At 62.6% G+C, this 12,346-nt stretch carries 11 protein-coding genes; 8 read left to right on the top strand and 3 right to left on the bottom strand.

Features of this window, described 5'->3' with window-relative positions; genetic code table 11:
- The first annotated feature begins 163 nt into the window (after nt 1-163).
- The gene (locus CGA22_RS14440) at nt 164-1,468 is read left to right on the top strand and encodes an OprD family porin (RefSeq protein ID WP_041024021.1); all 1,305 of its coding nucleotides are present in this window, start codon (nt 164-166) and stop codon (nt 1,466-1,468) included.
- A 181-nt stretch (nt 1,469-1,649) separates the two neighbouring features.
- Here the strand turns inward: CGA22_RS14440 and CGA22_RS14435 are convergent, their stop codons facing one another.
- Nucleotides 1,650-2,135 (bottom strand): MarR family winged helix-turn-helix transcriptional regulator, encoded by a 486-nt coding sequence (locus CGA22_RS14435; RefSeq protein WP_041024020.1) that lies wholly within the window; start codon nt 2,133-2,135, stop codon nt 1,650-1,652.
- A gap of 214 nt (nt 2,136-2,349) precedes the next feature.
- Here CGA22_RS14435 and CGA22_RS14430 point away from each other — a divergent pair, with 214 nt between their 5' ends.
- The 4 genes from CGA22_RS14430 (at nt 2,350) to CGA22_RS14415 (ending at nt 7,753) form a co-directional block, all read left to right on the top strand.
- Nucleotides 2,350-3,180, top strand: coding sequence for a p-hydroxycinnamoyl CoA hydratase/lyase (locus CGA22_RS14430; RefSeq protein ID WP_041024019.1), 831 nt, complete (start codon nt 2,350-2,352; stop codon nt 3,178-3,180).
- Between the two features lie 107 nt (nt 3,181-3,287).
- The gene (locus CGA22_RS14425; RefSeq protein WP_041024018.1) at nt 3,288-4,736 is read left to right on the top strand and encodes an aldehyde dehydrogenase; all 1,449 of its coding nucleotides are present in this window, start codon (nt 3,288-3,290) and stop codon (nt 4,734-4,736) included.
- Nucleotides 4,737-4,878: 142 nt separating this feature from the next.
- Nucleotides 4,879-6,753 carry a feruloyl-CoA synthase gene (locus CGA22_RS14420; protein ID WP_041024031.1) on the top strand — a complete coding sequence of 625 codons (1,875 nt, stop codon included), beginning with the start codon at nt 4,879-4,881 and terminating at the stop codon, nt 6,751-6,753.
- Between the two features lie 286 nt (nt 6,754-7,039).
- Entirely contained in the window at nt 7,040-7,753 is a 714-nt protein-coding gene (locus CGA22_RS14415) for a GntR family transcriptional regulator (protein WP_041024017.1), read from the top strand.
- Nucleotides 7,754-7,869: 116 nt separating this feature from the next.
- Here CGA22_RS14415 and CGA22_RS14410 read toward each other — a convergent pair whose 3' ends face one another.
- Entirely contained in the window at nt 7,870-8,820 is a 951-nt protein-coding gene (locus tag CGA22_RS14410; RefSeq protein ID WP_041024016.1) for a PDR/VanB family oxidoreductase, read from the bottom strand.
- Complete coding sequence (locus tag CGA22_RS14405) at nt 8,817-9,902, bottom strand: aromatic ring-hydroxylating oxygenase subunit alpha (protein ID WP_041024015.1); 1,086 nt, start codon at nt 9,900-9,902, stop codon at nt 8,817-8,819. The genes CGA22_RS14410 and CGA22_RS14405 overlap by 4 nt, the downstream gene beginning before the upstream one ends.
- 214 nt (nt 9,903-10,116) lie before the next feature.
- On the opposite strand from CGA22_RS14405, the gene CGA22_RS14400 reads away from it, so the two are divergent.
- From CGA22_RS14400 to CGA22_RS14390, 3 genes are all read left to right on the top strand, one after another.
- Nucleotides 10,117-10,542, top strand: a complete 426-nt coding sequence (locus CGA22_RS14400) for a GlcG/HbpS family heme-binding protein (RefSeq protein ID WP_041024014.1) — start codon at nt 10,117-10,119, stop codon at nt 10,540-10,542.
- A gap of 220 nt (nt 10,543-10,762) precedes the next feature.
- A complete protein-coding gene (locus CGA22_RS14395) occupies nt 10,763-11,599 on the top strand; it encodes an AraC family transcriptional regulator (protein WP_041024013.1) in 837 nt (278 codons plus the stop codon).
- A gap of 52 nt (nt 11,600-11,651) precedes the next feature.
- Nucleotides 11,652-12,254, top strand: a complete 603-nt coding sequence (locus CGA22_RS14390; RefSeq protein ID WP_041024012.1) for a LysE family translocator — start codon at nt 11,652-11,654, stop codon at nt 12,252-12,254.
- Nucleotides 12,255-12,346: the final 92 nt, after the last annotated feature.

Here is a 12,346-nt window from a genome sequence, read left to right as displayed (position 1 = left end):
TGAATGTGAAGAATCTTAAAAAACGGTTAATGATATTAATGTTCGATTATCGGTCATTTCGGATTGACGAGGAGGGCGCTTGGTTTCCATCCTCCTGTCCCGTGTCCTCATCCAGTCGTGAGGGACCGCAGAAAAACAACAACAATAAAAAGGACTTTCGAACATGCCGAACCTTGTCCGGGGGGCTTGTGCAGCAGCCCCAGCTACACGTCTCGCCCATCTGCTGGCCCTGGGGCTGGGCCTGTCTTCGACCACAGCATTGGCCGCGGGCTTCATCGATGACAGCCACGGCACCCTGACCCTGCGCAACTACTACATGGATCGCGATTACAAGGACGACGGCGCCAAGACGGCGGCCAGGGAATGGGCCCAGGGGGCGATCATGAACATGGAATCGGGCTTCACCCCCGGCGCCCTCGGTTTCGGCGTCGACGCCCGGGGACTGCTGGGGATCAAGCTCGACTCTTCGCCCGATCGCAGCGGCACCGAACTGCTGCCGGTGTCCAGCAGCGACAAGCGCGCGGCGGACGAGTATTCGCGCCTGGTCCTGACCGGCAAGCTGCGTTTCGGCCAGACCCTCGTGAAGACGGGCGATGTGTCGATCTTCTTGCCGTTCGCGTTCGCCAGCCCGTCACGATTGCTGCCGCAGACCTTCCGCGGCACGACCCTCAGTTCCAAGGACATCGAGGGGTTGACGCTGAACACCGGCTACATCGACCGCATCAACCGACGCGACTCCACCGATTACCAGCCGATGAGCATCGCCTCACCCAATCGCCGCTTCAACGGCTCGGCCACAGCCTCCCACCTGGCGTATGCCGGCGGCGATTACCAGATCAACAAAGACCTCAGCCTGCGCGCCTATCACGCCGAAGTGGCGGACCTGTATCAGCAGGACACCCTGGCGTTGTTGCATAACCTGATCCTGGGCGGCGGCGTATTGACCACGGACCTGCGCAGTTTCTTCAGCCGTGATGAGGGTGCCGCCAAGGCCGGCAAGGTGGACAACCGCAATGCCTCGGCGCTGGTCGGCTATCGCTGGGGCGGTCATCGGGTCAGCCTGGGCTACATGCATGCCAGCGGCGATACCGCCACGCCCTACGTGTCTGGCACCGAGTTGATGGGCTTGAGCGAGATGACCATGAGTTCGGATTTCCTCAATGCCCGGGAGCGCACCTGGCAGGCGATCCATGACTACGACTTCGCCGCGGTCGGCGTGCCCGGGTTGAGGACGCGCTTGCGTTATGTGCGTGGCGACCATATTGACCTGGCCGCCCTCGGCGCCGATGACCGCAAGGAGCGTGAGTTCCAGATGGAGCTGGGGTATGTGATCCAGAGCGGTCCGCTGAAGGACGTCGGGTTGCTGGCGCGCAAGTCGATCTACCGCAATGATTTTCCGGGCAGCGCGGCGTTTCGTGATGAGAACCAGACGCGGTTCCTGGTGACGTACAGCGTGCCGATCTGGTAACAGTCAAACTTTCTTGTGGTGAGAATATCTGTGGGAGCAAAGCTTGCTCGCGAAGCAGGCGCCTCGATTTCTGACAGACCGCATCGCCCTTGTCGCGGGCAAGCCTTGCTCCCACACCTCCATCACTACAAAAAGCATCCTGCTACTGCTCCCACACCTCCATCACCACAAAAGCCTCCTGCTACTGATAGACCTTCTTCAACAACCGCAACAGTTCTTCCCGCTCCGCAGCCGAGAGGGCGGCCGTGGAGTCGAGGTCGCTTTGGGCGGCGATCTGCTTGAGTTCCTTGAGCAGGGTCTCGCCGGTCTTGCTCAGGAATATCCCATAGGAGCGTTTGTCCGGCTTGCAGCGCACCCGCACGGCCAGCGCCCGGCTTTCCAGCTTGTTCAGCAGCGGCACCACTTGCGGCGGTTCGATTGCCAGGGCCTTGGCCAGGTCGGCCTGCATCAGGCCGGGGTTCTGGTCGATGATCGCCAGCGCCGAGAACTGGGCCGGTCGCAGATCGTGAACGGCCAGTTGGCTGATGAGACTCTGGAACAGTTTCAGCTGGGCGCGACGCAGGGCGTAACCGATCAGGTCATCCAGCGCGGAGTCCAGCGGCGCCGGCACGTCGCCGCCGCCAGTCACGACCGCGGCGGGTTCGGCAAGCTTGGAAGACTTGGCCATCGAAAAAAGCATCCTCAAGGTGAATTATTAACAAGGCTATCCAGTTTGCCGAGGTTATGCCGCGATGGCTACGGTCGATTACACATTCATTGATCGAAGGCTTCATTCTTGTGACCGGAAAAACCTGGTTAAATCGATTAATAGTTAATTGACATAACTAGTTTTGCGGTTTAGCTTTTGTTCATCTTCAGCCAAGAACAAGAGAGCACGTGTCATGAGCAATTACGAAGGTCGCTGGACAACGGTCAAAGTCGACGTCGAGGAGGGCATTGCCTGGGTCACCCTCAATCGCCCGGAAAAACGCAATGCCATGAGCCCGACCCTCAACCGCGAGATGATCGACGTGCTGGAAACCCTGGAGCAGGATCCGGCGGCCGGCGTACTCGTGTTGACCGGAGCCGGTGATGCCTGGACCGCCGGCATGGACCTTAAGGAGTATTTCCGCGAGGTGGACGCCGGACCGGAAATCCTTCAGGAAAAGATCCGCCGCGAAGCCTCCCAGTGGCAGTGGAAACTGCTGCGCATGTACGCCAAGCCGACCATTGCCATGGTCAATGGCTGGTGCTTCGGTGGTGGCTTCAGCCCGCTGGTGGCATGCGACCTGGCAATCTGCGCCGACGAAGCCACGTTCGGCCTGTCGGAAATCAACTGGGGCATCCCGCCCGGCAACCTCGTCAGCAAGGCCATGGCCGACACCGTGGGGCATCGCCAGTCGCTGTACTACATCATGACCGGCAAGACGTTTGGTGGGCAGAAAGCCGCCGAAATGGGCCTGGTCAACGAAAGCGTACCCCTGGCGCAACTGCGTGAGGTCACGGTAGAGCTGGCGCGCAACCTGCTGGAGAAAAACCCGGTGGTGCTGCGGGCGGCCAAGCACGGCTTCAAGCGTTGCCGCGAACTGACCTGGGAGCAAAACGAAGATTACCTGTACGCCAAGCTCGATCAGTCGCGCCTGTTGGACAAAGAGGGCGGTCGCGAGCAAGGGATGAAGCAGTTCCTCGACGACAAGAGCATCAAGCCCGGGCTGCAGGCCTACAAGCGCTGAGACGAAGGCGTAGCGGGTCGCTCCAGAAGCGCCCGCAGGCTGTTCGTCAAAGGCCCTTGGCGCTACCGTGAACGTATTCCCGATAAAGACAATAAAGAGGAATCACCATGCTGGACGTGCCCCTGTTGATCGGCGGCCAGTCGTGCCCCGCCCGTGACGGTCGGACTTTCGAGCGTTGCAATCCGGTGACTGGAGAAGTGGTGTCCCGTGTGGCCGCGGCCACCGTGGAAGATGCCGACGCGGCCGTGGCTGCCGCGCAAGCCGCGTTTCCCGCCTGGGCCGCGCTGGCCCCCAACGAACGTCGTACCCGACTGCTGCGGGCAGCCGAGCAATTGCAGGCTCGCAGCGCTGAGTTCATTGCCGCCGCCGGCGAAACCGGCGCCATGGCCAACTGGTATGGCTTCAATGTGCACCTGGCGGCGAACATGCTACGCGAAGCTGCCGCCATGACCACTCAGATCAACGGCGAAATCATTCCTTCGGACGTGCCCGGCAGTTTCGCCATGGCCCTGCGCCAGCCCTGCGGCGTGGTGCTGGGGATTGCGCCATGGAACGCCCCGGTGATTCTCGCCACCCGCGCGATCGCCATGCCTCTGGCCTGCGGCAATACCGTGGTGCTCAAGGCTTCGGAGATCAGCCCGGCGGTGCACCGCTTGATCGGCCAGGTGCTGCAGGACGCCGGGTTGGGCGACGGCGTGGTCAATGTGATCTGCAATGCGCCTGCGGACGCTCCAGTGATCGTCGAGCGACTGATCGCCAACCCGGCGGTGCGCCGTGTCAACTTCACCGGCTCGACCCACGTCGGGCGCATCGTTGGCGAGTTGTCGGCACGTCACCTCAAGCCGGCGCTGTTGGAGCTGGGTGGCAAGGCACCGTTTCTCGTGCTGGACGACGCCGATCTGGACGCCGCGGTGGAAGCGGCTGCCTTCGGGGCGTACTTCAACCAGGGGCAGATCTGCATGTCCACCGAGCGTCTGATCGTGGACGCCAGCGTGGCCGATGCCTTCGTTTCCCGGTTGCAGGCGAAAATCGCCACGTTGCGTGCCGGTGATCCAGCCAGCGGAGATTCGGTGCTGGGCTCGCTGGTCGACGTCAGTGCCGGCCAGCGCATCAAGGCCATGATCGACGATGCCCTGGCCAAAGGCGCCACGCTGGTGGCAGGTGGTCAGTTGGAGGGCAGCATTCTGCAACCAACCCTGCTCGATGGGGTGACGCCGGACATGCGCCTGTACCGTGAGGAGTCCTTTGGTCCGGTGGCGGTGTTGTTGCGCGGGAGCGGTGACGAAGAATTACTGCGCCTGGCCAACGATTCCGAATTCGGCCTGTCGGCGGCCATTTTCAGCCGCGATACCAGCCGGGCTCTGACCTTGGCCCAGCGGATCGAATCGGGCATCTGTCATATCAACGGGCCCACCGTGCACGACGAGGCGCAGATGCCCTTCGGCGGAGTCAAGTCCAGTGGTTACGGCAGTTTCGGCGGCAAGGCATCCATCGAGCATTTCACCCAGTTGCGTTGGGTGACCTTGCAGAATGGTCCCCGGCATTACCCGATCTGATATCCATCGCATCGTGGGCGGCCGCGTTTCGAAACCGCCGCCCCGGTGCAGGCCAGACATAACAATAACAAGGTCGCAGCCAGACGCTGCCACGTTCCGCTCGCATCGCGAACCCGAACGTGCCTTGGTGGAGGAAATGTACGTGAGTTCCGAGTTCAGATCGTCCTCCCAACCCGGCCCTACGCCTTATCGCCAGGTGTCGATTGGTCACCCCGCGGTTGAGGTCAGTGAGGAGCAGGGCATCCTGCACATGCGCTCCCTGGAAGCCCTGGCCCCGTTGCCGGTACGCTTGCTCGATCGCCTGGTGCATTGGGCCCAGGTGCGCCCGCAACAGACCTTTATCGCTGCCCGGCAGAACGGGGGGGATTGGCGTCGGGTCAGCTACGCCGAAATGCTCGACAGCGTCCGCGCCATTGCCCAGAGCCTGCTGGCTTATGGATTGTCGGCCGATAAACCCCTGGCCTTGCTTTCGGGCAACGACATCGAACATCTGCAGATGGCCCTTGGTGCGATGTACGCCGGCATTCCGTATTGCCCGGTGTCGCCGGCCTATTCCTTGTTGTCCCAGGATTTTGCCAAGCTGCGGCATGTTTGCGATCTACTGCAGCCAGGGCTGGTATTCGTCAGCCAGGCTGCGCCGTTTGAGCGTGCGGTCAATGCGGTGTTGCCGGCGAATGTGCCGCTGATCACGGTGGGCGGTGAGATGGCGGGGCGCTCCAGGACAAGCTTTGCCAGCCTGTTGGCGCAACCCGGTGGTGCCGAGGCCGAACGTGCCTTCGCCGCGACCGGCCCTGACAGCATCGCCAAGTTTCTCTTCACCTCAGGCTCCACCAAACTGCCCAAGGCCGTGGTCACCACTCAGCGCATGCTCTGTGCCAACCAGCAGATGCTGTTGCAGACCTTTCCGGTGTTCGGCGAAGCGCCGCCGGTGCTGGTGGACTGGTTGCCGTGGAACCACACCTTTGGTGGCAGTCACAACGTCGGCATCGTGTTGTACAACGGCGGCACGTTTTACCTGGATGACGGCAAGCCCACCGCCCAGGGTTTCGCCGAAACCTTGCGCAACCTCAAGGAGATTTCACCGACCGCCTACCTGACCGTGCCCAAGGGTTGGGAGGAACTGGTCAGCGCCCTGGAGCGGGATGGCGAGTTGCGCGAGCGCTTCTTCAAGCGCGTCAGCCTGTTTTTCTTTGCCGCCGCCGGCCTGTCTCAGAGCACCTGGGACCGGCTCGACAAAGTGGCCGAGCAGCATTGCGGCGAACGGATCCGCATGATGGCCGGGCTGGGGATGACCGAAGCGTCTCCGTCGTGCACCTTTACCACCGGGCCGCTGTCCATGGCCGGCTATATCGGCCTGCCGGCGCCGGGTTGCGAAGTGCGACTGATGCCGGTGGACGGCAAGTTCGAAGGCCGCTTCCGCGGGCCGCACATCATGCCCGGCTACTGGCGCTCACCGCAGCAGACGGCCGAGGTGTTCGACGAGGACGGTTTCTATTGCTCGGGCGATGCGATCAAGTTGGCCGATCCGGCTAATCCGCAGTTGGGGCTGATGTTCGACGGGCGGATTGCCGAGGACTTCAAGCTGTCCTCCGGCGTGTTCGTCAGCGTCGGGCCGTTGCGCAACCGTGCGGTGCTGGAAGGTACGCCCTACGTCCAGGACCTGGTGGTGACTGCGCCGGATCGCGAATGCCTGGGCGCCCTGGTATTCCCGCGGCTTCCCGAGTGCCGACGCCTGTCGGGTCTGCCCGCGGACGCCAGTGATGCCCAAGTACTCGCCAGCGCCCCCGTCCGCCAATGGTTCGCCGACTGGCTGCAACGCCTCAACCACGGCGCCAGCGGCAACGCCAGCCGGGTCGAGTGGATCGCCTTGCTCGATGAACCGGCGTCCATCGACCGCGGCGAAATCACCGACAAGGGCTCCATCAACCAGCGGGCGGTGTTGCAATGGCGGGCGGCGAAAGTCGAAGCGCTGTACCGCGGTGAGGATGAGTCGATCCTGCGGGCGACACTCGCTTAAGCACACCAAGAACCTGTGGGAGCGAGCCTGCTCGCGATAGCGATCTATCAGTCGATTCTGCGGTAGCTGACCCACCGCCATCGCGAGCAGGCTCGCTCCCACACTGGTTCTGCAGTGGACACACATTCCGCGTCCGGCCCCAATCCCCTGTGGGAGCGGGCCCTGCTCGCGATAGAGATCTATCAGTCGATTCTGCAGTGGCTGACCCACCGCTATCGCGAGCAGGCTCGCTCCCACCGGGTTTTGCTTTTACTATGGCGGTCTCTTTTCCCTGGAAGTACCCCGGATGAGTAAGCCCGGCCAAACGGTGCTGGTTGCGTTGCGCAGAATGATTGCTTCTGGCGAGCTGGCGGCCGGTGAGCGGTTGATGGAGATTCCCACGGCGCAACGGTTCGGCGTGTCGCGGATGCCGGTTCGCATGGCGTTCAGGACGCTGGAGCAGGAGGGTTTGCTGGTGCGCTTCGGCGGGCGTGGGTTCCAGGTGCGTTCGGTCAGCGCCGAGGACATTGCCGGCGCGGTGGAAGTGCGCGGTGTGCTGGAAGGCCTGGCCGCACGTCAGACCGCCGAACGAGGCCTGGATGCGGAGGCTCGCGCCACCCTCGAACAATGCCTGGTACAGGGCGACGAACTGTTCGCCAAGGGCTACGTGACCGAGGAGGACCTGGAGATCTATCACGACCTCAACATGCGCTTTCACCAGGTGATCGTCGAAGGCAGCCACAACCCGGCCATTGCCGATGCGCTGGCCCGCAACGATCATCTGCCGTTCGCCTCAGTCACCGCACTGGCGGTGGATCGGCAGAACATGGCCGGCGAGTATCGGCGCTTCAACTATGCCCACATGCAACACCACTCGGTGTTCGACGCGCTGATCCATCGCCAGGGCGCGCGGGCCGAGGCGATCATGCGCGAACATGCCAACGCCACCTTGCGCTACGCCGAGGTGTTCGGCTCGACCTTGGCGGATGAGCACATGAAGGTGATCTTGCGTTCCGAGTGAGTATCCATTGTGGGAGCGAGCCTGCTCGCGATTGCGGTGGATCAGTTACAGATCTTTTGCTGACACACCGCTATCGCGAGCAGGCTCGCTCCCACAGGGATGGGGTAGGCTGGGGGCTAGAGGTCCAACACCAGCAACGGCGTCTTCGACCTGGAACAGCACGGCGTGAACTGGTCGTTGCAAGCCTGCTCGGCCTCGGTCAGGAACATGTCGCGATGGTCCGGCACACCTTCCAGCACGCGGGTCAGGCAGGTGCCGCAGACGCCTTGCTCGCAGGAGATCGGAATCTCGATGCCATGGCTTTCCAGCACCTGCACGACGCTGCGGTCCTTGGGGACTTCGAACACTTGGCCGCTGCTGGCCAGCTTCACGGTAAAGCTGCCATCGGCGCGGGTGTCGGTGGGGACGGCGGCGAAGTATTCGCGGTGCAGGCAGGCGTCCTGCCAGCCCTGGGCCCTGGCGGTGTCCAGTACATGTTGCATGAACCCGCCGGGGCCGCAGACATAGAGGTGCACGTCTTCACTGGGCGCCGCCAACACCCGAGCGGTATCCAGTGCGGTTTCGGGTGCTTCGTCGAAATGCAGGAACACCCGATCGGCATACGGAGCCTGACCCAGGCGCTCGACGAAGGCGGCCCGCTCCAGGGACCTGGCGCAGTAATGCAACTCGAATGTCGCGCCACTTTGCGCCAGGTGCTCGGCCATGGCCAGGATCGGCGTGATGCCGATGCCTCCGGCAAACAGCAGATGACGCCGGGCTTGGAGGGCGAGGGGGAACAGATTACGCGGTTCGCTGATGAACAACCGCGCACCGGGCAGGATCTGCTCGTGCAGGCTGCTTGAACCGCCCCGCGAGGCTGGATCCTTGAGCACGCCGATGAGATAGCGGTGCCGTTCCTCGGGGTGGTTGCACAGCGAATACTGCCGAATCACGCCACCCGGCAAATGCACATCGATATGGGCACCAGCCGTGAACGCCGGCAAAGGCTGGCCGTCGACACGGATCAGCTCGTAGCTGCAGATGTCCAGGGCTTCGTTGTGCCGCGCCGCGACCTGAACTTCGATCATGGCCGTTGCTCCGCAGGTTGTGGCTGATGGGTACTGGCAATCAATCCCGCCTGGGCTTCGCGCTCACGGGCGATCCAGCGTTCAAGCACTCGGCGCGACTGCACGCCACCGGCATCGATGTTGAGCTTGAGCAGGTTGCGTTGCGGATGGTCCAGCAGGTTGCGTTGCTGGCGCTCGAGCATTTCCAGGTCTTCGCTGAAAATCTTGCCCTGGCCTTCGCGAATGCTCGCGGTCAGGGCTTCGTCCTTGGGCTGGAAATGCCGGGCCATGCCCCAGAAGTACCAGATGGACGTTTCGGTTTCCGGCGTAATGAAATCCACCACGATGCTCGATGCCTTGAACTGCGGCGCGGCGTGATAGCCGCCGTTGCCGGCATGGGCCACGCCGACTTCGATCATGACATGGCTGGGCGGGGTGAAACGGCAGATCTGCCAGCGGTCTACCGGTACGTCGTCGGCCAGGTTGTTGCCACGCAGGGCCATGCGCCAGAACGGTGGGGCCATGATGTTTTCCATGTGCCGGGCGGTGATGACCTCGTCGCCTTCGACCGTGGTCACCGGGGGGGCCTCGTCGATCTCCTTCTGGCCGATGCTCGAGGCATGCACGTAGGTCTCGTGGGTCAGGTCCATCAGGTTGTCGATCATCAGGCGGTAGTCGCACTGGATATGGAACAGGCCGCCGCCATAGGCCCATTCTTCGTTTTCCGCCCATTCCAGAGGATGGATCAGTGCCGGGTCGGCCAAGGCCTGGTCGCCGGGCCAGACCCAGATGAACGCGTGGCGTTCCTGCACGGCGAAGGTCTTGTTGCAGGGAAACCCGCGCACCCGTTGCCCTGGCATCTCCACCGTCTTGCCGTCACAGCCCATCACCAGGCCATGGTAGCCACACACCAGGTTGCCGTTTTCGACGTAGCCCAAGGAGAGCGGGGCGCCACGGTGGGGGCAGAAGTCTTCGACGGCAGCCACCTTGCCTTCATGCCCACGGTAGAAAACCATTTTCTCGCCGCAGATCTGGCGACCCAGCGGCTTCTCGGCGATTTCATCGGGGGTGCAGGCAACGTACCAGGCGTTCTTGGGATACATGACGGGTCTCCAGGGGTTTTGTTTTTCTATGGATCCATTAAGTCTCTTAACTAGTTTTGTTGTCAATGTATTATCGATGAATTGAGCGGTCTTTCATTTTTAATGGATCCATTGATGCCGTCACCCGACGAGCAGGATTTCGAACGGGTTGGCTCGAACTGACGCCAAGGCCATACTGCGACACGGGTTCTTGCGTGGCACATCGGAGTGATTCATGAAAACCAAGGCAGTCCTCACCGAACAAGATGTTGCACAGTTGTTGGTAGCAGCCAAGGAGCTGGCGCATCAGCGTCAATGGGCCGTGTCGGTCTGTGTGGTGGACGATGGCGGCCATCCCCTCGGCCTGTTGCGGCTGGACGGTGCCTCGCCGTTGTCGGCCTACATCGCCACCGAAAAAGCCCGCACCGCTGCCATGAGCCGGCGTGACAGCAAGTTTTTCGAAGACATGATCAACGAAGGTCGCTATGCCTTTCTCAGTGCGCCGCATCTGCACGGCATGCTCGAAGGCGGTGTGAGCATTCGCCACGACGGACAATGCATCGGTGCCATCGGCGTGTCCGGGGTCAAGTCCGAGCAGGATGCCGAACTGGCGCGACTGGCGCTGGAGGCGGTGTTGCCGGCGCTTGTTCCTGATCCTTGATCGGGTTGGGGAACGCCAGTGTGTCCAGTGTGGGAGCGAGCCTGCTCGCGATAGCGGTGCATCAGTCGACCCTGCAGTGGCTGACACTCCGTTATCGCGAGCAGGCTCGCTCCCACAGGGATCTGCGCAGGGTCTTCAGTATTCGCTGCACAAATCTTCCAGACAGTCCTCACCCTGAGCGGTTAATCTGCTCAAGCGGATAAATCAGGCCGGAGAACCCATGACCTCGCGCAACTGGATCGATCTCAAGCAGGACGCCACGTCCGGTATCGAGACCGTGCGCGCGCATTTTGAAGGGCATGCCTATGATCCCCATTGGCATGATGCGTACCTGGTCGGCGTGACCGAAGAGGGCGTGCAGCAGTTTCATTGCCGCCGCCAGCAGCACAACAGCACGCCGGGCAAGGTTTTCCTGCTGGAACCCGGTGAACTCCATGACGGGCATGCGCCCCAGGCCGGCGGTTTTACCTATCGCACCCTGTACCTCGATCCCCTCTGGCTGGAGCGAGAGTTGCGCTCGTTGTTCGACGTCGCGCCAGACAACGCACAGTTGGGGTTCGCCGCGACCCTGGCCGACGATGCACGCCTGGCGAACGCGACGGCCCTGGCGTTCCAGAGCCTGCACGACCAGGAAATCCGCATCGTCCGCCAGACGGCGCTCGACACCCTGTTGGCCAACCTGACCCAGCATTTGCACTGGCGGGCCCGGATCAACCCCGACCCGCGCCTGCCGCTGGTTGCGCAGCAGGCCCGCGATTATCTGCACAGCCATCTGAACGAAGACATCGGCCTGGATGACCTGGCGCGGGTCACCTGCGTCGACCGGTTCCGCCTGACCCGTGCGTTCAAGGCGGCGTTCGGCCTGGCCCCCCACGCTTATCTGATCCAGTTGCGACTGGCCCGGGCGCGACGTCTGCTGGCCCGCGGTGAGAGCGCCGTGGCCGTGGCGGCACAGCTCGGGTTTGCCGATCAGAGTCACCTGGGCCGCTGGTTCCAGCGCGCCTATCGCTTGAGTCCGGCGGACTACCGCAAGCGCTGCTCAATTGTTCCAGACTGAGCACGTTCCACGGGGGGAGGATACGGCTAATCCTTCACCGAGAAATTGCTCCATGGACCAGCTACTGCCGTTTGCCTTGTTCGCGTTTGTTGCCTCCATCACTCCGGGGCCGACCAATATCCTGGTGTTGAGCCATAGCTCGCGCTTCGGCCTGCCGACCACGGTCCCGATCATCCTCGGCGCCTGTGCCGCGGCGGCGTTGCTGGTGTTGCTGGTGGGCACGGGGCTGGGGGATGTACTGGCCCGCCATGCGACGATTCAAACGGCACTGTCCTGGGCCGGCATCGCCTGGCTGAGCTGGATGGCCTGGCAGATTTTCAGCGCGCCGGCCCAGGCCATCGATCCGGATCAACCCGTTGAAGGCCCCAGGCTCGGCCTGGTCGGGGCGGCCGGCCTGCAACTGGTGAACCCGAAGACCTGGATGATGGCGCTGGCGGTGGTCAGCGTGTTTGCCGGCGCCGAAGCCGACCGCACCGTGCGGGTCCTGTGGCTGTCCCTGGCGTTTTTTGCGATCTCCATTCCCTGCATGACCGTCTGGGCTTACCTGGGCCTCGGTGCTGCCCGGTTCTGCCGCTCCGCCGTGGCGATGGGACGGTTCAATCGGACCATGGCGCTGTTGCTGCTGGCCTCGGCGTGGCTGACATTGCTGGTGTAAGAGAGAGGTGACCTTCGTGGCTGCCAAGACCCCGCAACCCCTTGCAACGGTTGCGCAGTTTTAAAAAACGGCCATTTCTTGGAGCATCGGGT

The sequence above is a fragment of the Pseudomonas sp. PSB18 genome (assembly GCF_014596565.1).
Lineage (GTDB): Bacteria > Pseudomonadota > Gammaproteobacteria > Pseudomonadales > Pseudomonadaceae > Aquipseudomonas.
Note: the sequence above shows the minus strand (reverse complement) of the source record. Positions and strands in the feature narration are given on the sequence as shown.